The organism is Dokdonella sp., assembly GCF_036518555.1.
Taxonomy (GTDB): domain Bacteria; phylum Pseudomonadota; class Gammaproteobacteria; order Xanthomonadales; family Rhodanobacteraceae; genus Dokdonella_A.
Genome location: NZ_DATDMY010000150.1, coordinates 1 through 21,502, shown reverse-complemented (window position 1 = coordinate 21,502; position 21,502 = coordinate 1). Strand labels below are relative to the sequence as shown.

19 protein-coding genes are annotated in these 21,502 nt (G+C 69.7%); 11 read left to right on the top strand and 8 right to left on the bottom strand.

Features of this window, described 5'->3' with window-relative positions:
• The first annotated feature begins 236 nt into the window (after positions 1 to 236).
• The 4 genes from VI238_RS09380 (at position 237) to hemC (ending at position 3,701) form a co-directional block, all read left to right on the top strand.
• Positions 237 to 902, top strand: a complete 666-nt coding sequence (locus VI238_RS09380; RefSeq protein WP_331650718.1) for a carboxylesterase — start codon at positions 237 to 239, stop codon at positions 900 to 902.
• Positions 903 to 994: 92 nt separating this feature from the next.
• Positions 995 to 2,044 (top strand): sensor histidine kinase, encoded by a 1,050-nt coding sequence (locus VI238_RS09375; RefSeq protein ID WP_331650716.1) that lies wholly within the window; start codon positions 995 to 997, stop codon positions 2,042 to 2,044.
• Entirely contained in the window at positions 2,041 to 2,775 is a 735-nt protein-coding gene (locus VI238_RS09370; protein WP_331650714.1) for a LytTR family DNA-binding domain-containing protein, read from the top strand. Before VI238_RS09375 ends, VI238_RS09370 begins: the two co-directional genes overlap by 4 nt.
• Positions 2,772 to 3,701: a hydroxymethylbilane synthase gene (hemC, locus tag VI238_RS09365; protein WP_331650712.1), complete on the top strand. Its 930-nt coding sequence runs from the start codon at positions 2,772 to 2,774 to the stop codon at positions 3,699 to 3,701. The genes VI238_RS09370 and hemC overlap by 4 nt, the downstream gene beginning before the upstream one ends.
• Before the next feature lie 132 nt (positions 3,702 to 3,833).
• Here hemC and VI238_RS09360 read toward each other — a convergent pair whose 3' ends face one another.
• The 5 genes from VI238_RS09360 to VI238_RS09340 form a co-directional block, all read right to left on the bottom strand.
• Positions 3,834 to 4,643 carry a DUF481 domain-containing protein gene (locus tag VI238_RS09360; protein ID WP_331650710.1) on the bottom strand — a complete coding sequence of 270 codons (810 nt, stop codon included), beginning with the start codon at positions 4,641 to 4,643 and terminating at the stop codon, positions 3,834 to 3,836.
• 131 nt (positions 4,644 to 4,774) lie between these two features.
• Entirely contained in the window at positions 4,775 to 5,824 is a 1,050-nt protein-coding gene (locus tag VI238_RS09355; protein WP_331650708.1) for a dimethyl sulfoxide reductase anchor subunit family protein, read from the bottom strand.
• A 10-nt stretch (positions 5,825 to 5,834) separates the two neighbouring features.
• On the bottom strand, positions 5,835 to 6,593 hold the full coding sequence (locus VI238_RS09350; protein ID WP_331650706.1) for a 4Fe-4S dicluster domain-containing protein: 759 nt from the start codon (positions 6,591 to 6,593) through the stop codon (positions 5,835 to 5,837).
• Positions 6,590 to 8,356: an SLC13 family permease gene (locus VI238_RS09345; RefSeq protein WP_331650704.1), complete on the bottom strand. Its 1,767-nt coding sequence runs from the start codon at positions 8,354 to 8,356 to the stop codon at positions 6,590 to 6,592. Before VI238_RS09345 ends, VI238_RS09350 begins: the two co-directional genes overlap by 4 nt.
• Positions 8,353 to 11,226 carry a molybdopterin oxidoreductase family protein gene (locus tag VI238_RS09340; RefSeq protein WP_331650702.1) on the bottom strand — a complete coding sequence of 958 codons (2,874 nt, stop codon included), beginning with the start codon at positions 11,224 to 11,226 and terminating at the stop codon, positions 8,353 to 8,355. Before VI238_RS09340 ends, VI238_RS09345 begins: the two co-directional genes overlap by 4 nt.
• 251 nt (positions 11,227 to 11,477) lie before the next feature.
• Between VI238_RS09340 and blaOXA the strand changes: the two genes are divergently transcribed.
• Entirely contained in the window at positions 11,478 to 12,326 is an 849-nt protein-coding gene (gene blaOXA, locus VI238_RS09335; RefSeq protein ID WP_331650701.1) for a class D beta-lactamase, read from the top strand.
• Positions 12,327 to 12,356: 30 nt separating this feature from the next.
• Entirely contained in the window at positions 12,357 to 13,175 is an 819-nt protein-coding gene (locus VI238_RS09330; protein ID WP_331650699.1) for a DUF6498-containing protein, read from the top strand.
• Between the two features lie 164 nt (positions 13,176 to 13,339).
• Here the strand turns inward: VI238_RS09330 and VI238_RS09325 are convergent, their stop codons facing one another.
• Positions 13,340 to 13,918, bottom strand: coding sequence for a hypothetical protein (locus tag VI238_RS09325; RefSeq protein ID WP_331650698.1), 579 nt, complete (start codon positions 13,916 to 13,918; stop codon positions 13,340 to 13,342).
• 113 nt (positions 13,919 to 14,031) lie between these two features.
• On the opposite strand from VI238_RS09325, the gene VI238_RS09320 reads away from it, so the two are divergent.
• From VI238_RS09320 to VI238_RS09305, 4 genes are all read left to right on the top strand, one after another.
• The gene (locus tag VI238_RS09320) at positions 14,032 to 15,000 is read left to right on the top strand and encodes a YafY family protein (RefSeq protein WP_331650696.1); all 969 of its coding nucleotides are present in this window, start codon (positions 14,032 to 14,034) and stop codon (positions 14,998 to 15,000) included.
• Between the two features lie 59 nt (positions 15,001 to 15,059).
• Complete coding sequence (locus VI238_RS09315) at positions 15,060 to 15,677, top strand: hypothetical protein (RefSeq protein WP_331650694.1); 618 nt, start codon at positions 15,060 to 15,062, stop codon at positions 15,675 to 15,677.
• 4 nt (positions 15,678 to 15,681) lie between these two features.
• On the top strand, positions 15,682 to 16,671 hold the full coding sequence (locus VI238_RS09310) for a patatin-like phospholipase family protein (protein WP_331650693.1): 990 nt from the start codon (positions 15,682 to 15,684) through the stop codon (positions 16,669 to 16,671).
• Between the two features lie 127 nt (positions 16,672 to 16,798).
• On the top strand, positions 16,799 to 17,647 hold the full coding sequence (locus VI238_RS09305; RefSeq protein ID WP_331650691.1) for a hypothetical protein: 849 nt from the start codon (positions 16,799 to 16,801) through the stop codon (positions 17,645 to 17,647).
• Positions 17,648 to 17,717: 70 nt separating this feature from the next.
• Here VI238_RS09305 and rho read toward each other — a convergent pair whose 3' ends face one another.
• The gene (gene rho / locus VI238_RS09300) at positions 17,718 to 19,373 is read right to left on the bottom strand and encodes a transcription termination factor Rho (RefSeq protein ID WP_331650689.1); all 1,656 of its coding nucleotides are present in this window, start codon (positions 19,371 to 19,373) and stop codon (positions 17,718 to 17,720) included.
• A 217-nt stretch (positions 19,374 to 19,590) separates the two neighbouring features.
• A complete protein-coding gene (trxA, locus tag VI238_RS09295; protein WP_131996449.1) occupies positions 19,591 to 19,920 on the bottom strand; it encodes a thioredoxin TrxA in 330 nt (109 codons plus the stop codon).
• Positions 19,921 to 20,222: 302 nt separating this feature from the next.
• Here trxA and VI238_RS09290 point away from each other — a divergent pair.
• Positions 20,223 to 21,502: DEAD/DEAH box helicase (locus VI238_RS09290; RefSeq protein ID WP_331650686.1), on the top strand; the 1,280-nt coding region annotated here is incomplete at its 3' end.

Genomic DNA, 21,502 nt, shown 5'->3' with positions numbered 1-21,502 from the left:
CGGCCCGGAAGTAAGCATCGCGCAAAGGCCGGACGTCTCGACGGCCGGAACGCTCGCCGAACCGAGAACGCGAACGGACGGCACGACCATCGCCGCGAACGAACCTGGGACACGGAGAAGATGGAGCACGCGGAGGACGCCAGGCGCCCCGCGCCACCACGCCGACCGACGCGCGCCGCTTGGCAAACCGGCGTCGCCCGGGCAGCCTACGCGCCTTGCCCTGCCGGAGTGCCGCCGTGCCGCCGCTGCCCTGTGTCGAAACCGTAACCGCCGCGAACCCGAGCCATGCGGTGATCTGGCTGCATGGCCTCGGCGCGGACGGAAACGACTTCGCACCGATCGTGCCCGAGCTCGTCGACCGCACCTGGCCGCCGTTGCGCTTCGTGTTCCCGCATGCGCCGGTGCGGGCCGTCACGATCAATGGCGGCATGCGCATGCGTGCGTGGTACGACATCAAGGGCGCGCGCATCGAGGACAAGGAGGACGAAGCCGGCATCCGTGAATCGATCGCCGAGCTCGACGCGCTGATCTCGCGCGAAGGCGAGCGCGGCATCGCGCCGGATCGCGTCCTGCTCGCGGGCTTCTCGCAGGGCGGCGCGATCGTGCTCGCCGGTGGCGTGCGCCACGCGCGGCGCCTGGCCGGCATCGTTGCGCTGTCGACCTACCTGCCGCTGCGCGAGTCGACGCCGGCCGAGCGCAGCGACGCGAACGCGGCCGTGCCGATTTTCATGGCGCACGGGAGCCACGATCCGGTCGTCCCGGAACCGCTCGGCGCGGTCAGCCGCGATGCGCTCGCGCTGCTCGGCTACGGCGTCGACTGGCATCGCTACCCGATGGCGCACCAGGTGTGCGCGCAGGAGATCGCCGACCTGCGGGCCTGGATCGGCACGCGCCTGGCCTGAGCGTTTGATAATGTAGGAGCGGCTTCAGCCGCGATGGCGCCGGTCGGCCCTCATGGCCGTGCGGCATGCCTGCGAAGCACGGGAGACCGCGGATGCGGGACGCCAGGGCCAGAACGAGCTCACCGAACTGGTTGCCGCAATTCTGCAGCGGCCCGACGCTGTTCGCGCTGATGGTCGTCGCCGAACTCGTCGCGCTGGTGATCGTGCTCGTCCCCGACGGCGGCGAGCGCGGCTGGCTGCGGCGCCTCGGCCTGCTCAGCGTCTACGTGCAATGGCTCGCGTTGCTCAATGCGGTCGTGCTGTGCTCGATGCGTGCATTCCTGCAGCGCCTGCCCGAGCGCGCCGGCTTCGTCACCGCCTGGGCGGTCGGCGTCGCGGTGACCGCGCTCGGCAGCGCGGTCGTGTTGCGCATGGACCAGGCGCTCGGGTTGCAGCTGACCGCGCCGCTCGGCGAGGGCGAGCGATTCGTGTTCGTGAACGCGGCGATCTGCGCGCTGATCGCGGCAGCCCTGCTGCGCTACCTGTTCGTGCTCGAGCGCTGGCGCGAACGCGTGCGCGCCGCGGCGAAAGCGCAGGTCGATGCGTTGCAGGCGCGCATTCGCCCGCATTTCCTGTTCAACAGCATGAACACGATCGCGAGCCTGATCCGCACGCGCCCCGCGGACGCGGAGCGCACGGTGGAGGACCTCGCGGAGCTGTTCCGCGCCGCACTCGGTGCCGCCGACGACCACGGCACGCTCGGCGAGGAGCTCGACCTCGTCGAGCGCTATCTCGACATCGAGCGGCTGCGGCTCGGCGAGCGGCTGCGGGTCGAGATCGACGTCGGCGACGCGCCGCGCGCGTTCCGCCTTCCGCGCCTGCTGCTGCAGCCGCTGGTCGAGAATGCGATCTACCACGGCATTCAGCCGCGCGGCGACGGCGGCACGCTGCGCCTGCGGGGCAGCCCGCTCGAGGCCGGGGTCGAGATCGTGCTGACCAACCCGCTGCCACCGAACGCACCCGTGCGGCGCAACGGCATGGCCCTCGCCAACATCCGCGCGCGCATCGAGTACCATTTCGGCGCGCGCGGCGAGCTCCGCGTGGAACCGGGACCCGACGTGTACACCGTGAGCGTGCGCCTGCCCGAGGCAGCTGTCCGATGAAGGCGCTCGTCGTCGACGACGAGCCCTTGGCGCGCGAGCGCATGCGCGCGTTGCTTGCGGAGATCGGCGACGTGGAAGTCGTCGGCGAAGCCGTCAACGGGCGCGATGCGCTCGACGCGGTCGCGCGCCTCGCACCCGATGTCGTACTGCTCGACATCCGCATGCCCGTCATGGACGGCATCGAGGTCGCGCGCCACCTCGGCGCGCTCGAATCGCCTCCCGCCCTGGTGTTCTGCACCGCCTACGGCGACCACGCGCTCGCCGCGTTCGACGCCAACGCGATCGACTACCTGCTCAAGCCCGTGCGCAGCGAGCGCCTGCGCGCCGCGCTCGCGAAGGCGCGCCGCTGGAGCGGCGAGGACACGCAAGAGGTCGAGCGCGCGCTCGGCGCTGGGCGCACGCGCACGCACCTGTGCGCGCGCGTGCGCGGCAGCCTCGTGCTGGTGCCGGTCTCCGAGGTCGCCTACCTGCTGGCGGAGGACAAGTACGTCGTCGTCCACCATGCCAAGGGCACCGTGCTCATCGAGGAGCCGTTGAAGGCGCTCGAGGAGGAGTTCGAGGATCGCTTCGTGCGCATCCACCGCAACTGCCTCGTCGCGCGCGCGAAGCTGAGCGGCCTCACGCGCACGCCGGACGGCCGCCTGTTCGCCAACGTCGACGGCGTGGCCACGGCGCTCGAAGTGAGCCGCCGCAACCTGCCCGCGCTGCGCAAGCTGATCCGGACCCTATGAAGAAGACCCTGCGAATCGCCACCCGCCAGAGCGCCCTCGCGCTGTGGCAAGCCGAACACGTCGCCGCGCGCCTGCGCGCGCTGCACGCCGACTGCGCGGTCGAACTGGTGCCGATGACCACGCGCGGCGACGAGATCATCGATCGTCCGCTCGCGGCGATCGGCGGCAAGGGACTGTTCCTCAAGGAACTCGAAGTCGCGATGCTCGAGTACCGCGCCGACATCGCGGTGCACTCGTTCAAGGACGTGCCGATGGAACTCGAGCCCGGCTTCGCGATCGGCGCCGTGCTCGAGCGCGCCGATGCGGCGGACGCGTACATCAGCAACCGCTGGCCGCGCCTCGCGCAGCTGCCGCGTGGCGCGCGCGTGGGCACGTCGTCGCTGCGCCGCCAGTCCCAACTGCGCGCCTTGCGGCCGGACCTCGAGCTCGCCGACCTGCGCGGCAACGTCAACACGCGCCTCGCCAAGCTCGACGCAGGCGACTACGACGCGATCATCCTGGCCTGCGCCGGCATCGATCGCCTCGGCCTCGGCACGCGCATCGCCGAACGGCTCGCGGCGCCGGACTGGCTTCCCGCCGTCGCGCAGGGCGCGATCGCGATCGAGTGCCGCGCCGGCGACGCCGGCGTGCTCGACCTCGTGCGCGGCCTCGACGACGCCGACACGCATCGTTGCGTCGCGGCCGAGCGCGCGATGAACCTCGACCTGCACGGCAGCTGCAACGTGCCGATCGCGGGCTACTGCGTCGAAACCGAGAGCGGGCTCGTGCTGTGGGGACTCGTCGGCGAAGCCGCGACCGGACGCGTCATCCGTGCCGAAGCGCGCGGCCCGCGCGACGCGCCCGAAGCCATCGGCCGCGAGGTCGCCGCGTTGCTGCGTGCCCGCGGCGCGGACGCGATCCTGCAGGCCACGAGGGCAGGAGACTGAAACACGAAGCACACGGAGCACACGAAGTAGGCAATGAACTGAAGGGCTCTTCCTACGTGTGCTCCGTGTGCTTCGCGCTTCAAGCTCTTGCTTTGGATCCGACGCCGCGTCGAGCGGCATCGGTCGGGACGATCAACCGCCGCCGAAGTTGTAGACGAGGTTCGTCGTCAGCAGCTGGTCGGTCTTCTTGATGCCGGGCGCGACGTCGGAGTTGTGGCGCACCTGATACCCGGCCTTGAGCGCGAAGGACTTGTTGATCGCGACCTGCAGGCCCGCATCGTTCTGCAGGAAAGTATTGTCGCTGCCGGCTTCGACGAGCAGGGTATCGACAAACGCGGTCGTTTCGTTGAAGAGATGCTTGTAGGCGACGAGGCCGCGGCCGACGACTTCGCCTTCCGAATCGAACGTGTGGCGCACCGGCGCCGGCGGGTCGCCCGCAGTCTCAGGACCGAGCACGTCGACCGGCTTGTAGCGCTTGTAGCCCGGGCCGGCTTCGAACGACAGCTCGTCGCTCGCGTTCTTGAGCACGGTGTAACCGTAGCCGAGCGAAACGACCGCCTGGTATTCGAACGGCGAGAAGTCGTCGTTCTCGTAGCGCAGCGCGCCGACGAGGTAGCTGCGTTCGTCGAACTTGTAGCCGACCGACGCGCCCGCTTCGTAGCGGTTCGCGGTCGTGTCGTAGTTCTTCACGTTCTGCACCTGGCCGTCGACGAGTGTCGCGACCGTGACTTCACCCTTGCTGCGCAGCGCGGTCAGGTAGAAGTTGTCCTTCCACTGGTCGTCTTCCTTCTTGAACGCGAGCTTCGCGTTCAGGTTCTCCGACTTCGCGTTGCCGCGAGCGGCCGCGAAGCCGAGTTCGCCCGCGCCGGACCAGCCGTCGTCGGCGAAGGCGCAGGCGGGCAGCGCGACCAGGACGGCGGCGGTCGGCAGGATCTTCTTCATACGTATTCCTCTCTCCTCGGGACATGCGAAGGGCCGCATCAGCGGCCCCCGGGGAGCGGATGGTAGGCGGGCGCATTGAATCGGGCGTGAACGTCGCGCCCCCGCGGCCGACGCGGGTGTCGATGCCGCGCTCAGCGCCGGTAGTAGGCCGTCACCGCGTGCTTCGCCTCGGCGAAGAACAGCCAGCGCTCGACGAACAGGCCGGCGAGTCCGCTCGCGAGGGCGAGCCAAGCGATCGCAACCTGCACGGCCGGCAGCGCGAGCGCGACCGCCGCGAGCAGGGCGGGCACCGCGAATGCGGCGACCAGCGCGATCCTGCGCAGCGCGCGCGCGTGCTTGCGCGCGAGCATGAAGCCCATCTCGTGCAGGAGGTAGTTCTCTTCCGTGTGCGGCGCCTCGAACGCGCGCACGACGCCGAGCGTTTCGAGCCCGGTGGCCTGGCCGGCCGCGATCGAAGACTGTGCGTCGATCGAACGCCAGTAGCGCAGCTTGATCCAGCCGCAGCCCGCGGCGAGCGCGATCGTGCCGACCAGCAGGACGAGCCGGTCGCGGTGCCACGTCGCGCCCGACAGCGTCGTCGTCGCGTGCAGCAGCAGGGTGCCGCCATAGAGGCCGAGCAGCAGGTAGGCGGGTACCACATGCCGCTCGTGCCACGCGCGGATCGGCTTGAGGCTCGCGTAGATGTTCGCGGTGCAGAAGACCGTTGCGAGGGATCCCAGCGCGACGAGGCCACCGAGCAGGCGGTTGCCGGTCTCGTCCCACGAGGCGTCATTCCAGCGATGAAGTTCGGTCACGGCGACGCCGTCCGTCGGCGATTGGAGCGCGAGTCCGTATCGCACGACGAGGACGGCTGCCGGCACGAACGTGAGCAGTGCGATCGCGCCCTCGCGCGAAAGCCATGACGTGCGCCATTGCGACACGGCACGCCACGCGCGCTGCGGCTTGCCGAGGTGGCCGAGCGAGCACAGCAGTCCCACGGCGACGCATGCGGACGCGACGAGCAGCGCCGCGAACGAATCGAACGGGGCGTGGCACGACGTCAGCGTCGCGCCGGATGGGCCGGACAGGCCGCCTGCGCTGCACGCCGGGCCGATCGCGGCTCCGAGTCCGAACAGGAACCACGCGCCGTAGCCGATGCCGGACAGCACCGTGAACGCGATGATCGAGAACGTCGGTCGCATCGTCGTCGCCTCAGCGCGACAGCACGCGGTCGAGCCAGCGCAGCACGCCGGGCAACTGCGCGGCGTCGAGTGCTTCCTCCGGCGCGGGCTTCGCGCCCGCATCCGCGCAGCCGTCGCGACGCGGCCGCGGTGGCAGGTAGCGGTTGACCGGCTGGTAGTCGTATTCGGGCATGAGCGCGTAACCGCCGCGCTCCGCGACGAGCTTCGATACCGGCGACTGCGCGTCGCCGAGGTCGCCGAAGTGGCGCGCGCGCGTCGGGCAGGCCATCACGCAAGCGGGTTGGCGGTCCGCCTGGTCGAGGGTCTCGTTGTAGATGCGATCGACGCAGAGTGTGCACTTCTGCATCGTGCCGCGCTCCATGCTGAACTCGCGCGCGCCGTACGGGCATGCCCATGCGCACAATTGGCAGCCGATGCACCTGTCCGCGTCGACGAGGACGATGCCGTCCTCGGCGCGCTTGTAGCTCGCGCCAGTCGGACACACGGTCACGCACGCGGGCGTCTCGCAATGCAGGCATGAGCGCGGGAAGTGCACGGTGAGCTCGCGCGTGCCGCCTTGCGTCGCCTGTTCGACCGCGTAGCTGTGCACGCGGTTGAACCAGACGCCGTGCGGCTGCGTGCCGTACGGGTCCTCGTCCGGCAGTGGGCCGAACTGGCCGCCGTCGTTCCATTCCTTGCATGCGACCGCGCATGCGTGGCAGCCGACGCAGGTGTCGAGGTCGATCACGAGGCCGAGCTTCTTCGCGCTCGGCGGTGGCAGGGCGGTCATGGTTGCAGCGGCCAGAAGATCGGGATCAGGACCATCGAGATCGCGCAGAATATCGCGATCAGCGGAATGCCGACCTTCATGAAATCGGTGAACCGGTAGCCACCCGCGTAGTAGACCATCGTGTTGGTCGGGTAGCCCACCGGCGTCGCGAACGAGGTCGCCGCGGCGAACGCCACCGCGACGACGAACGGCCGTGGGTCCGCGTGCACCGCGTGAGCGACCGACACCGCGATGCCGACCATGAGCACGACCGACGGGTTGTGGCCCATCAGTTCGGTCAGGAGCGCGGTCAGCAGGTACACCATGAGCAGCGCCGCGAGCGGGCCGTGCGAGCCGATCAGGTCCATGGCAGCGGCGACGAGCGCCTGCGACAGGCCGCTGTTCTCGATCGCGGTGCCGAGCGGCAGGATCGCCGCGAGCAGCACGATGATCTTCCAGTCGATGCCCGCGTAGAGGTCGCGCGTGCCGTAGCATCCGGCGACCGCCATCGCGATCGCGCCGGCGATCGCCGCGACCGGGATCGGCAACAGGTGCAGGCCCGAGATCGCGATCACCGCGACCATGATCGCGATCGCCGCGACCGCGCGCCTCGGCGTGCGGCGCACGTCGTCGCGCTCGCTGAGCACGACGAAGCGTTCATCGGCGCGCACGGCGGCAACCGCCTTCTCGTCGACGAGCAGCAGCAGCACGTCGCCGCCGGCGAGGCGCACGTCCTTGAGCGCGTTGCGCAGCACCTCGCCACGGCGGCGGATCGCCAGCGAGATCGCGTCGTACTCGCGCGACACGTCGACTTCGCCGAGGGGGTAGTTCTCGATCGCGCCGTCCGGTTTCACCATCGCCTCGACCAGCACGCGCGTGCGGCCGTGCTCGGGCCCGTAGCGGTTCTCGGGGTCGATGTCGAGTTGCGCGCGCACGCGCAGGTCCTCGATCTTCTCCCAGTCGCCGCGCACGAGCAGCACGTCGCCGGCTTCGAGGCGCTGCTCGCGCGGCGACCACAGGTGCTCGTCGCCGCGCAGCAGTTCGAGCGGGTAGACGCCGTAGCCTTCGCCGAGTTTCGCCGCCGCGATCGTCTGGCCGACGAGCGGCGAACCCTCGCGCACGCGCAGCTCGGTCACGTACTTGCCGAGTTCGCCCGCGTTCGCGGCCTCCGCAGGCAGGTGCCGCGGCAGCAGCCAGCGGCCGATGACCATGAGGTAGACGATGCCGACGAGCGCGAGCAGCGCGCCCATGCGCGTGAACTCGAACACCCCGAACGGCGGCAGCCCGTGCTTCTGCGCGAGGCTGTCGGCGAGCAGGTTCGACGAGGTTCCGATCAACGTGCAGACGCCGCCCATCTGCGCCGCGTACGCCATCGGCATCAGCACGCGCCCGGGCGGGGTCCGCGTGCGCGCGCACACGCGCAGCGCGAGCGGCAGGAAGGTCGCGACGAGCGCGATGTTCTTGACGAACGCGCCCATCGGCGCGATCGCGAGCATGAGCGCGAGGGTGAGCAGCCACGGCCGGCGCACGCGCGCGAGCACGCGCCCGAGCGGCTCGAGCGCGCCCGAACGTTCGATGCCGAGGCTCAGCGCGAACATCGCCGCGACGGTGACCGTCGCTTCGTTGCTGAAGCCGGCGAGCGCTTCGTCGGGCTCGACCAGGCCGAGCGCGACGAGCAGCACGAGCACGATCAGCGCGACGAGGTCGATGCGCACCTTCTCGCTCGCGAACAGCGCGATCGCGCCGATCACGATCGCGAGCGTGATCCACGCCTCGCCGCTCATCCGGCCGCTCCGGCGAGCTCGATGCGATGGCCGTGCCGGCGTGGTTCGGCATCGCGCTCGATGCGCACGCGCAGATCGAACCAGGCCGCCTGGCCGGTGACCGGATCGGCATTCGCGCAGCGCGCGCGGCCGTCGCGGTCGCGCAACGATTCGTCGATGAGGTGGTTGAGCAGGAAGCCGTCGACGTTCTCGGGCGCGTCGGCGGCGAGCCTCCATGCGCCCTTGCGCTTGCCGATCGCGTTCCAGGACCAGACCGTGCCCGGCGCGGTACCCGCGTGCGTGCGCGCCTGCACGCGCAGGCGCCCGCGTTCGCCGACGAGCCAGATCCAGTCGCCGTCGGCGACGCCGTGCTCGGCCGCCGTGCGCGGGTTGAGATAGAGGTAGTTGCGCGTCGCGATCTGGCGCAGCCAGCGGTTCTGCGATCCCCAGGCGTGGTACATGAACATCGGGCGTTGGGTGATCGCGGCGAGTGGATAGCGCGCCTTCGGCTCTCCCGCTTGCGGAAGAGGGTTGGCGTGAGGGGCGTCTTGCGACGACACCTCCCCCCATCCGCCTTCGGCACCTTCCCCCGCGAGCGGGGAAAGGGACGGATAGTGGAACGGGAGGGGATCGAAGTAGCGCTCGACGCGCGCACGCTCTCGCTCCGGCGGCTGCATCGCGCCGTGCCCGCGCGCGGCAAGGCGGAACCGCTGCAACGTTTCGGCGTAGAACTGCAGCACGACCGGCTGGGTCGAGCCGACGAACGCGAGCGACTTCGCCCACTCGAGATAGTCGCGGTTCGCCATCTTGTAGTAGCGGCCGGCCGCGGGAACGGCACGGTGCCAGTGGCAACCGTGCTCGACGTAGCGCGCGAGCTGGTCCGGATTCGGCGTGCCGACGCCGTCGTTTGCGCCACCGGCACCGCGCCAGCCCGCGAGCAGCCCGATGCCGGGCGCGCGTTCGTGCTCGACCATGTACTGGGCGTAGCCGCGCGGGTACTTCGGCGCACCCTGCTCGTCGACGAGGCCGGGCAGGCGCAGGCGTGCGCCGAGGTCGAGCAGGACGTCCTGGAACGGGCGCACGTCGCGATCGGGCTGCACGACCGGCTGGCGAATCGCGTCGCTCGCGCCGTCGGCGTCGGAAATCGGACGGTCCAGCAGGCTGATGCAGTCGTACCGCTCGAGGTAGGTCGTGTCGGGCAGCACGAGATCGGCGAACGCGACGGTCTCCGAGTCGTACGCATCGGCGTAGATCACGTGCGGGATGCGGTATTCGCCGCTCGCGGGATCGCGCTCGCACAGCATCGCGCGCGTCGCGCCCGTGTTCATCGCCGAGTTCCAGCCCATGTTCGCCATGAACAGGAACAGGGTATCGATGCGGTACGGATCGCCTGCGCACGCGTTCGCGATGACGTTCTGCAGCATGCCGTGGGCCGCGAACGGATGCTGCCACGAGAACGCCTTGTCGATCCGCCGCGGTTCGCCGCGCGCATCGACGACGAGGTCGTCGGGCGCGTGCACGTAGCCGAGCGGACCGGCGTCGAGCGCACCGTCGGCCTTGCGCGCCCTGCCGGGCCGGTTCGGCGGCGGCGCGGTTTTCGGGTACGGCGGCTGGTAGCGGAAGCTGCCGGGCGTGTCGATCGCGCCGAGGATCATCTGCAGCAAGTGCAGGCTGCGGCAGGTGTGGAACCCGTTCGCATGCGCGCTGATGCCGCGCATCGCGTGCATCGCGACCGGGCGGCCGATCATCTCGGCGTGCTCGCGGCCCCAGGCGTCGGTCCAGCGTTGCGGCAGGTGGATCGCCTGCTCGAATGCGACGTCGGCGAGTTCGCGTGCGAGGCGACGGATCGTCTGCGCATCGACGCCACACGTCGTGGCGACCGCCTCGGGCGCGTAGTCGTCGGCCATGAAGCGCTCGGCGAACAGCTGGAACGCGGGTACCGCGACGCGCCCGTCGGCCAGGCGCACTTCACCGACCACGAGCGGCGCGATGCCGATCGCGTCGGCGCGCACGATGCGCACCGCGTCGTCGCCGCGCGCGGCGCACAGCGCGTGGCCGTCGGCATCGCGAGCGATCATGCCGTCGTCGGGCGCTTCCGGCGCGCGGATCACGAGGTGGTGGGCATTCGTGTAGCGCACGAGGTAGTCGAGGTCGACGCGGTCCGCGTGCAGCAGCGCGTGGATCAGCGCGCCCGCGAGCAGGCCGTCGGTGCCCGGATTGATCGGCACCCATTCGTCGGCGATCGCACCGTAGCCGGTACGCACGGGATTGACCGCGACGATCTTCGCGCCGCGCGCCTTGAGCTTGCCGAGGCCGAGCTTGATCGGGTTCGAATCGTGGTCCTCGGCGACGCCCCAGAGCATGAGGTAGCGCGTGAGCTCCCAGTCGGGCTCGCCGAATTCCCAGAAACTGCCGCCGAGCGTGTACATCCCCGCGGCGGCCATGTTGACCGAGCAGAAGCCGCCGTGCGCGGCGTAGTTGATCGTGCCGAACTGCTGCGCCCACCAGCCGGTGAGCGCCTGCGACTGGTCGCGTCCGGTGAAGAACGCGAGCTCGTCGGGATTGCGCGCACGGATGTCGCCGAGCCATTGCGTCGCGAGCGCGAGCGCCTCGTCCCATTCGATCTCGCGGAACGCGCGCGCGCCGCGTTCGCCCACGCGCAACAGCGGCTTGGAGAGGCGCGCCGGAGAGTAGTGCTGCATGATGCCGGCCGAACCCTTCGCGCAGATCACGCCGCGGTTGACCGGGTGCTGCGGGTTGCCGTCGATGTAGCGGACGCGGCCGTCGTCGAGGTGCACGCGGATGCCGCAACGGCACGCGCACATGTAGCACGTCGTCGTCTTGACGACGTCGCCGGTGGGTGCGTGCAGGTTCAGGTGTGCATGGGGCATGCGGGTATCGTGGCCTTCGCTTCAATCGCGCCGGATCGTCGCGCGCACCCGCCCGCGCAGACGCGCGCACGCGCGGCGCGGCGTCGTCACGTCGGCGTCGCCGATGGGTGCGTGCAGGTCGGGTTGCGCGTGCGACATGCGGCGATGGTAACGGATGCGTCATGCCTGCGCCGCGGCGACGTCAGAATTTCGCCCCAACCGGAATGCATGTCGCGCCTAGACTCGCCCGAGCTTCCCGCCCGGGCCGACCGATGCGCCTGCCTTTCGTCGCATGGCTTCTCCTCGTGCCGTTCGCCTGCGTGCGCGCGGACGACGCGCGTTGGCACGTACATCCCGAATGGGCACGCGAGTTCGCCGCACGCGGCCTGGAAGGCACCGCGCTCGTCTACGACGAAGCGTCGGACCGATACCACGTGTACGACCGCGCGCGGGCGCAGGCGCGCTTCAGCCCCGCGTCGACGTTCAAGCTCCTCAACGCGATGGTCGCCCTCGAGACGGGCGCCGTGAAGGACGAGTACGAAGTCCTGCGCTGGGACGGCGTGCAGCGCCGCTACCCGGACTGGAATCGCGATCAGTCGCTCGCGAGCGCGATGAGGTTCTCCGCGGTGTGGTTCTACCAGGAGATGGCGCGTCGCGCCGGGGCCGCGCGCATGCAGGCCTGGCTCGACCGCGTCGGCTACGGCAATCGCGACATCGGCGGCGGCATCGACCGCTTCTGGCTCACCGGCGCGCTGCGCATCAGCGCCGTGGAGCAGGTCGCCTTCCTGCGCCGGCTCGCACGCGGCGAACTGCCGTTCTCGGCCGCGGTGCAGGAGACGGTGCGGCGCATCACGATCCTCGATTCCGACCCCGCCTACATCCTGCACGGCAAGACCGGCTGGGCCGTGCGCGACGACACCGCGGGCCCGGCCGACCTCGGCTGGTTCGTCGGCTGGGTCGAGCGCGGTGGTCGCCGCTGGTACATCGCGCTCGATGTCGACATGCCGCGTGGAGCGGAGGACGCGGCGCAGCGCGAGCCGCTCGCGCGCGCGCTGCTGGCGCGCGTCGCGGCGCTGCCGTCGCGAGCAGGTCCTTCCGCCACGAGGCGCGCGGCGCGATGATGGCACGATCGTTCGCGAAGGGGAGGCGGCGTGGACCAACGAGTCGGCATCGGCGGCCCGACGCTCGTCGAGCGCGTGCAAGCGGCGGTCGTCGTGCTCGTCACCAATGCGATTCCGGTCTACGGCGTGCTGCGCCTGCACTGGTCGGTCGCCAACGTGGTCGTGCTGTTCTGGATCGAGAACCTGCTCGTCGCCGCGTTCACCTGCCTGCGCATCGCGGTGCATCGCGCCCTCACTCGCAAGCGCGGACACTGGCGCTCCGGGCAACTCGCCGCGTCGTCGAGCGATGCGGTCGGACGCGGCGCCTCCCTGCTCGGGGACTACGCGAGGATCGCTTTCGTCTTCACGCTCGCGCACGGCGTGTTCGTGCTCGCGATCGTCGCCATCCTCGCGCACGACCAGGCCGGCGAACCGGACTGGCAGTTCTCGTGGACCGCGCTGCGCCATGGCGCACTGCTGCTCGTCGGCGTGCTCGGAGCGGGCTTCCTCGCCGACTTGCCCGGCATGCGCGAGCGGCCGTTCGCCTGGGTCCGCTTCGTCGTGCAGCAGCGCATGGGGCGCGTGCTCGTCCTCCACCTCGCGATCATCTTCGGCATGATGGCGATGAGCGCGACGCATTCGGCGCTCGGCCTGCTGTTCGTACTGATCGGCCTGAAGACGGCATGGGAACTCGCGACCACGCGCGCCGCCGCGCCGATGACCGACCGGCCGCCGGCATGGGCGCTGCGACTCGGCGAGCGCTTCGGTCGGGACAAGGGCGGCGCCGAAGGCTTGGCGCGCGAATGGATGCGCGACGCCGAGGCATCGCGGCGCCGCGCCGCGGAGGACGAGGAAACGATGCCGGCATAGGGCGGCACGATCCACGCGAGCGTTCGGCGCCGGTCGAGCCGCCATCGCGAGGAGCGTCGCCTGCCCGCCGGCGTCGCGTCCGACGCTCGCGCACTGCGCGCGCTGCGCGCGACCTCGCGCAACCCGGCGGCACAAGCGCGGCGCGCACCGCCGCGCGCGTCGCGTTACGGCGCCTCGATGCGGATCGACGGATCGTCGAATCCCGAGTAGCGCACGCGCGTGGTCGAGGTGTGGCCCATGAACGTGCCGGTCGACTCGATCTGGATCGGCAGGCCGCTCGCCTGCGAGATCCACGTCTTGGCGTCGGCCTTCATCGGTTGCGTGACCGTGTACGCGTAGACCTTCGCCGCTTCGCCGTCGACGCTGTCGTCGCCGAGCGCCTGGACCTGCATCCCGCGTTCGACTTCGGCGAGGAAATCCTGGTTGCGGTACTGCGCCACCATCCGGCCGACGCCCGGGACGGGCATCGGCGTGAGCTTGCCGTTCATGTCCATGTACATCGTGTCGCCGACGACGAGGCTCTGCGGGCCTTGCGCGGGCTTGATGCGGAAGCGGTCCGGCGCGACGTATTCCATGGTCGACACCGTCTCGCCGTTCTTCACGTCGGTCACGGCCGCGCGAAAGCTCTTCGCCTGCAGGAATTTCGCGAATGCGGCATGCAGGTCGTCCTTGGGCGCGGCGCTCGCGGCGGCGCAGGCGAGGCCGAGCGCGAGGCCGGCCAGCGTTCTGGGGATCATCGACATCGGACTCCTCCTTGGCAGCGAAATGGCGGGCGGACGCGCGCGGCACGGCGGCGTGTGCGATCCTTCGCCGATCGCCGCGGCCCGACGTCGCGCACCTGATCCAGACGCACGCCATGGACCGCTACGAACGCATCCTGACCCTGCATCGTATCCTGAAATCCGCGCGCTATCCCGTCTCGTTCGCGCGCCTCAAGGACGAAGTCGCGTGTTCGCGCGCGACGCTCTACCGCGACATCGCGTTCCTGCGCGACGCGCTCGGGGCGCCGATCGAATACGGCGAGGACGAATCGACGTTCCGCTACGCGGCCGACGAAGCCGAGCGCTTCGAACTGCCGGGCCTGTGGCTGACCAGCGAGGAGCTCGCCGCGCTGCTCGCGCTGAACGAGCTGCTCGGGCGCAGCGATCCGGGCGTGCTCGCCGGCGCGCTGGCGCCGTTCCGCGCCCGCATCGAGCGCCTGCTGTCGGACCAGGCGAGCGGACGCAGCCTGCCGATCGACCGGATCCGCGTGCTCGCGAGCGGCTCGCGCCGGCTCGACGAGGGCGTCTTCCGTGGCGTCGCGAGCGCGCTGCTGAATCGCCGCCGCCTCAAGTTCCGCTACCGCGCGCGCTCGACCGACGCGACGACCGAGCGCATCGTCTCGCCGCAACGCCTCGCGCACTATCGCGACAACTGGTACCTCGACGCCTGGGACCACAGCCGCGACGCGCTGCGCAGTTTCGCGCTCGATCGCATCCGCGATCCGCAACCGCTCGAGGAGGCCGCGCTCGACCGCGACGCGAGCGACCTCGACGCTCACCTCGCATCGAGCTACGGCATCTTCTCGGGCGCGCCGAAGGCGTGGGCGACGATCCGCTTCTCGGCGCACGCGGCGCGCTGGGTCGCCGACGAGCACTGGCACTCGCAGCAGCAGGGCGAGCGCCTGCCGGACGGGCGCTACGAACTGCGCGTGCCGTATTCGAACTCGCGCGAACTGCTCATGGACGTGCTCAAGTACGGCCCCGACGCCGAGGTCGTCGCGCCCGTGAGCCTGCGCGAGGAGATGAAGATCCTGCTGCAGCTCGCGCTCGGCGCCTATCAATGAAGTGATCCTGATAGCATCGGATGCGGCGGACGGCTGAAGTCGACCGGATGGGGGGTGTCATGCGTCACCTTGCGAAGCTCGCGGGTGTCCTGTTGTGGATGGCGCCGGTGCTCGCAGGCGCGACCGAGTGCTCCGACGGAATCGACAACGACGCGGATGGGTACGTCGACATGGCGAGTTGGTACTGCAAGGTCCCTGCCGACAACGACGAGGGTAGCTTTCGGTCCGGCGTTCCGGGCGATGACGGGAATTTCCCGCGTGCCCTCGACACATGGTTCGACACCAACACGGGGGCGGGTGACGACGGTTGCTCGATGCATGCCTGTTGCGACATTCAGGGTGCGTGCCCGCCGGATCTCGATCCGTCGTACTTCGATCCTGCGCAGTGCCAGATATCGCAGACATGTCGGGATGCGGCCCTGCCGCTGACGCGGCCCGGCTGTGATTGCTTTGGTTGCTGCGAGATCTGCGAGCCGGGCACCGGGTGCGTCGATGTGTTCGTCAATCCCGTGGTTTCGCCCTCATGCACCCTGAATGTCCTCGGCGACGCGTCCCTGTGTCGGCGCTGCGTGCAGAATCCGGGTTGCGTCAATCCTTCCCGCATCTTCGCCGACGGATTCGAGATGCAATCGCCGCTGCACCTGACGGCATCGGGCACGAGGCTTCTCTGGCAGTGATCGGATGAGTTGGAATTCCACGGAGAACAATGCCACGACCGACATTTCGCTCGTGCTCGGCTCGGGCGGCGCGCGCGGCTACGCGCACATCGGCGTCATCGAGGAGCTCGAAGCGCAGGGCTTTTCGATCCGCTCGATCGCGGGCAGCTCGATGGGCGCGCTCGTGGGCGGCATCTACGCGACCGGAAAGCTCGGCGTCTTCAGCGAGTGGGTGCGCCCGCTGCAGCGCCTCGACGTGCTGCGCCTGCTCGACTGGACGTTGTTCGGCGGCGGCTTCATCAAGGGCGACCGCATCATCGGCGTGCTGCGCGAGCTCATCGGCGACGCCGAGATCGAGGACCTGCCGATCCCGTACACCGCGGTCGCGGTCGACCTCGACGTGCAGCGCGAAGTGTGGTTTTCGCGCGGGCCGCTGTTCGACGCGATCCGCGCGTCGATCGCGATCCCGACGATCTTCCGCCCGCATCGCTACCAGGGTCGCCTGCTCGTCGATGGTGGCCTGCTCAATCCGTTGCCGGTGTCGCCGACCCTGCGCGATGCGACCGACGCGACGATCGCGGTCGACGTGAACGCGCCGTCCGAGCCGTTGCCCGCGACGCGCGCGGGCGCGTCCCCGACCGCGCAAGCCGATCGCGGCGCGGCCGGACAGGCGACGCCGGAAATGCAGCCGGGCGGCGACAAGCCCGCGCCGATCGACCTCACGTACCGGCGCCGCATCGGCGAGTTCGTCGAATCGATCATGGGCAAGCGCGAGCCGCGCCCGATCGAACGCGAGCCCGGCACGCTCGAATTGTTCGCGCGCTCGCTCGACGTCGTGCAGGAGACGATCACCCGCCTCAAGCTCGCCTCGCAGCCGCCCGACCTCCTGATCACGATCCCGCGCAACGCGTGCGCGTTCTACGAGTTCCAGCGCGCCGAGGAGCTCATCGCGCTCGGCCGCGCGCGCACGCGCGAAGCCCTCGCGCGATGGGTGCCGACGCGTCGCAGCCCATAGCGGCGCGGGACCGGCCGCGTGCGGGGCGGGCATGGCGTTCGTCCACTCCGGTTACCTGTTCGAACCCGTGCCGTTTTCCGTTACAGGTACCGAAGGCGCCCGTCCCGCGGCGCCGGGGGAGTGCCGCATGAACGCCCGCCTGATGTCCCTTTCCCTGCTGCTAGCCCTGTCCGGCGCGAGTGCCGCCGCACCCGCCGCCACCGCCGGCAAGGCGTATTTCCGCTACGACAAGATCCGCATGGAGACGACCCACGCGTACGCGTTCGCGCACGAGGAACGCAACGGCCCGGCCAGCACGTACGTGTTCCTGACCACGGCGCCGCTCGACGCGCAGAAGGTCGCCGATGCGTTCGATCCCGGCAGCGAGGTCAACCAGCAGACGGGCAACACGCCGGGCGGTTACGTGCGCATCTGCGTCACGCCCGAAGGCAAGGAATGCGGCCTGTACTTCTCGCACGAGGGGCCGAGCGAATCGTTCAACATGTCCGGTTCGGGCGAGTTCACGCTCGGCCAGCGCACGCCGGCACGGATCGAGGGCCGCTGGGCGATGACCAAGCCCGACGACTTCTTCGGCAAGACCTATGATTTCGACCTCCCGTTCGCGGCCGACGTGACCGCGCCGAGCCCGGGGACGAAGCTCGGCCCCGACGGTGGCGAACCCGGCCGCGCGTACGCCGCGTACCTCGCCGCGCTCGCGAAAGGCGACCTGCCCGCGCTTCGCCGGATGCTCGGCGAATCCGGACGCTGGCAATTGCCCGAAGACGACGAGCAGCAGGCCCGACAGGGTCTCAAGGACCTGCGCGACGGCAAGCCCGTATCGGTGAAGATCCTCTCCGCGATGCAGCGCGGCGACCACGCGGTGCTGCGCGTCGAGGGCGTCGACCGCGACGAGATCAAGCGCGCCGGGCGCGTGCTCATGGTCAAGGGCGAGGGCGGCTGGAGCGTCGAGAGGGACGACCTCGGCAGCGTGGACTGAGGGGCGCACCCGCCAAACGAGAGAGGCCGGCGTCATGCCGGCCTCTTCGCTTGCACGAGCGACAGTATCGTCAGCCGCGCTTCATCGCGCCGAAGAACTCGTCGTTGGTCTTCGTGTTCTTCATCTTGTCGAGCATGAACTCCATCGCGGCGAGCTCGTCCATCGGATGCAGCAGCTTGCGCAGGATCCAGATCTTCTGCAGCTGGTCGGGGTCGATCAGCAGTTCCTCGCGGCGCGTGCCGGAACGGTTGATGTCGATCGCGGGGTAGACGCGCTTCTCGGCGATGCGGCGGTTCAGGTGCACTTCCATGTTGCCGGTGCCCTTGAACTCTTCGTAGATGACTTCGTCCATCTTCGAGCCGGTGTCGATCAGCGCGGTCGCGATGATCGTCAGCGAGCCGCCTTCCTCGACGTTGCGCGCGGCGCCGAAGAAGCGCTTCGGGCGCTGCAATGCATTGGCGTCGACGCCGCCCGTGAGCACCTTGCCCGACGACGGCACGACCGTGTTGTAGGCGCGCGCGAGTCGGGTGATCGAGTCGAGCAGGATGACAACGTCCTTCTTGTGCTCGACCAGGCGCTTGGCGCGCTCGATCACCATCTCGGCGACCTGCACGTGGCGCACGGCGGGCTCGTCGAACGTCGACGCGACGATCTCGGCGCGCACGCCGCGCTGCATCTCGGTCACTTCTTCCGGGCGTTCGTCGATGAGCAGGATGATCAGGTGCGCTTCCGGATGGTTGTGCACGATCGCCTGCGCGACGTTCTGCAGCATCATCGTCTTGCCCGCCTTCGGCTGGCTCACGATGAGTCCACGCTGACCCTTGCCGATCGGCGCGACGAGGTCGAGGATGCGGCCGGTGATGTCCTCGGACGAACCGTTGCCGCGCTCGAGGTGGAACGCCTTGCGCGGGAACAGCGGCGTGAGGTTTTCGAACAGGATCTTGTTCTTCGACGCTTCCGGCGGTTCGCCGTTGATGTGGTCGACCTTGAGCAGCGCGAAATACCGCTCGCCTTCCTTCGGCGGGCGGATGCGGCCGGTGATGTAGTCGCCGGTGCGCAGGTTGAAGCGGCGGATCTGGCTCGGGCTGACGTAGATGTCGTCGGGGCCGGCGAGGTAGCTCGCATCGAAGCCGCGCAGGAAGCCGAAGCCGTCCTGCAGGATCTCGAGCACGCCTTCGCCGTAGATGCCGCCGCCGGCGCGCGCGTGCGCCTTGAGCACGAGGAAGACGATGTCCTGCTTGCGCGCGCGGGCGACGCCTTCCTGGATGCCGAGCGTCTCGGCGAGCGCGAGCAGTTCGGACGCGGTCTTGCGCTTGAGTTCGTTGAGGTCGATCAGCGGGCCGTTGCCGCCGCCGTTCTTCTCGTCGAATTCCTCGTCGTCGTACATGCCGCTGCGGCTGTTCTGCGGACCGTTGCCGCCACCGCCGCCGCCATGGCGATTGCGGCGGTCGCGCCGGCCGCGGCGGCCACCCTGGCCGCCCTGGTTCTGCTGCTGGCCGCCGGGATTCTGGCCGCCGCCGCCACCCGCGTTCGGGTTGCCGTCGCCGCCATCGCCGCCGGACGCATCGGTGTTCTGGCTGCGCGCTTCGGCATTCGCCGGCGCTGCATCCTGCTGCTGCGGTGGCTGCTGCTGTTGCTGCTGGCCACGAGGGCCGCGCTGCCGGGGCTCGGGACGGCCTTCGGCCGCGGCGCTCGGGCCGCTATCGTTCGTTTCGTTTTCGGACACGGGCAATCCTCGCTGGGCGCCGTTGCAAACTGGAGGGATTCGGGAGATCGAAGGAGAAGCGGGCGGAGCAGCGTGGGCTCCGGGCGCTGGGATTACGTTAGCACCGCGGTTTGCGGGCGTCTAGGTGGAGGCGGTGCGGCGGGCCGCGGGCCGAGGGCTGAAGGGAGCAGGAAGGCGCGACGCGCCAGCGCTCTGCCGCCCTCCACCCTCGCTCCGTTCAGGCGATCGCCTTGTCGATGATCTGCGCGAGCTGGGTCTTGCTCACGGCGCCGATCTGCGTCGCCTGCACCTTGCCGTCGCGGAAGATCATGAGGGTCGGGATGCCGCGCACGTTGTAGTTGCGCGGGGTCTTCTGGTTGTGGTCGATGTTGATCTTGGCGACCTTGAGCTTGCCCTGGTAGCTCTGGGCGAGGTCGTCGAGGATCGGCGCGATCATCTTGCACGGACCGCACCATTCGGCCCAGAAATCGACCAGCACTGGCTCGCTGGACTTGAGGACCTGGTCCTCGAACTGGTCATCGCTCACGTGCGCAATGTGTTCGCTCACGGGAATACTCCAAAAAACAAGGGATTGAGGGCGACCGCGCGCGTCGGGCGGCGTTCCGCTACACTCACGCGGTTGCGTCGGTGCAGACGGGACTTTCGAAGGGGGTGCGGAAGCACGACCCATTTGAGCCCAAACGGTCGACTGGCGCAAGTTGGGGACGCCGCCGCGCCTTTGCAAGAGCGGGCCACGCCGCCATCCGGCCGCCCGCGCGCCGCGTCCAGCCGGCGCTCCAGCAGGATCCATCGCGCCCGAGGGTGCGGGAATCGCAGGGGGCGCCTCATCGCCACCCTAGTGAACCACACATGTCCCAGCACCCTATAACCGACATCACCTTCGAAAGCTTCGACCTCCATCCGACCCTGCTGTCCGGCCTGCATGCCTCCGGCTTCACGCGCTGCACGCCGATCCAGGCCCTGACCCTGCCGCTCGCGCTCGCCGGGCGCGACGTCGCCGGCCAGGCCCAGACCGGCACCGGCAAGACCGGCGCGTTCCTCGTCGCCGTGCTGAACCGCCTGCTGACGCGGCCCGCGGTCGTCGACCGCAAGCTCACCGACCCGCGCGCGATCATCATCGCGCCGACGCGCGAGCTCGCGATCCAGATCGACAAGGACTTCCGCAACATCGGACGCGACACCGGCCTGCGCTCGGCGCTCATCTACGGCGGCGTCGACTACGACAAGCAGCGCGACCTGCTCAAGGCGGGCTGCGACCTCATCATCGCGACGCCGGGCCGCCTCATCGACTACCTCAAGCAGCACGTGTTCTCGTTCAACGCGATCGAGGCGGTCGTGCTCGACGAGGCCGACCGCATGTTCGACCTCGGCTTCATCAAGGACATCCGCTTCCTGTTCCGCCGCATGCCGCCGCGCGAGCAGCGCCAGAGCATGCTGTTCTCGGCGACCTTGAGCCACCGCGTGCTCGAGCTCGCCTACGACCACATGAACGAGCCGGAGAAGCTCACGGTCGAGGCCGACAACGTCACCGCCGACCGCGTGCGCCAGCTCGTCTACTTCCCGGCCAAGGAAGAAAAGCAGCCGCTGCTGATCAGCCTGCTCTCGCGCATCGACGCCCAGCGCAGCATCGTGTTCGTGAACACGAAGATCGCCGCGGAAAAGGTCACGCGCGCGCTCGAACGATACGGCTTCACGGTCGTGACGCTGTCCGGCGACGTGCCACAGGCCAAGCGCGAGCGCCTGCTCGCGAAGTTCCAGAAGGGCGAGATCGAGATTCTCGTGGCGACCGACGTCGCCGCGCGCGGCCTGCACATCCCCGCCGTCTCGCACGTGTTCAACTACGACCTACCGCAGGACGCGGAGGACTACGTGCACCGCATCGGCCGTACCGCGCGCCTCGGCGCCGAGGGCGACGCGATCAGCTTCGCGTGCGACCTGTATGCGATGACACTGCCCGAGATCGAGAGCTACATCGAGCAGAAGATCCCGACCGCGGCGATCACGCCGGACCTGCTCGTCGCACCACCGCCGCGTCCGCGCGCGGCCGGTGCGCCGCCCGCGCTGAGCGCGGAGGACGAGGCGGCCGACGACGCGCGCAATACCGCCGGCGCGCCGCCGAAGGCCGGCAA

Bases quoted from the DNA above. Each gene is read 5' to 3' on its own strand.
- VI238_RS09375 (WP_331650716.1), top strand. From the start codon at position 995: ATGCGGGACGCCAGGGCCAGAACGAGCTCACCGAACTGGTTGCCGCAA.
- VI238_RS09370 (WP_331650714.1), top strand. From the start codon at position 2,041: ATGAAGGCGCTCGTCGTCGACGACGAGCCCTTGGCGCGCGAGCGCATG.
- hemC (WP_331650712.1), top strand. From the start codon at position 2,772: ATGAAGAAGACCCTGCGAATCGCCACCCGCCAGAGCGCCCTCGCGCTG.
- VI238_RS09360 (WP_331650710.1), bottom strand. From the start codon at position 4,643: ATGAAGAAGATCCTGCCGACCGCCGCCGTCCTGGTCGCGCTGCCCGCC.
- VI238_RS09355 (WP_331650708.1), bottom strand. From the start codon at position 5,824: ATGCGACCGACGTTCTCGATCATCGCGTTCACGGTGCTGTCCGGCATC.
- VI238_RS09350 (WP_331650706.1), bottom strand. From the start codon at position 6,593: ATGACCGCCCTGCCACCGCCGAGCGCGAAGAAGCTCGGCCTCGTGATC.
- VI238_RS09345 (WP_331650704.1), bottom strand. From the start codon at position 8,356: ATGAGCGGCGAGGCGTGGATCACGCTCGCGATCGTGATCGGCGCGATC.
- VI238_RS09340 (WP_331650702.1), bottom strand. From the start codon at position 11,226: ATGCCCCATGCACACCTGAACCTGCACGCACCCACCGGCGACGTCGTC.
- blaOXA (WP_331650701.1), top strand. From the start codon at position 11,478: ATGCGCCTGCCTTTCGTCGCATGGCTTCTCCTCGTGCCGTTCGCCTGC.
- VI238_RS09325 (WP_331650698.1), bottom strand. From the start codon at position 13,918: ATGTCGATGATCCCCAGAACGCTGGCCGGCCTCGCGCTCGGCCTCGCC.
- VI238_RS09320 (WP_331650696.1), top strand. From the start codon at position 14,032: ATGGACCGCTACGAACGCATCCTGACCCTGCATCGTATCCTGAAATCC.
- VI238_RS09315 (WP_331650694.1), top strand. From the start codon at position 15,060: ATGCGTCACCTTGCGAAGCTCGCGGGTGTCCTGTTGTGGATGGCGCCG.
- VI238_RS09310 (WP_331650693.1), top strand. From the start codon at position 15,682: ATGAGTTGGAATTCCACGGAGAACAATGCCACGACCGACATTTCGCTC.
- VI238_RS09305 (WP_331650691.1), top strand. From the start codon at position 16,799: ATGAACGCCCGCCTGATGTCCCTTTCCCTGCTGCTAGCCCTGTCCGGC.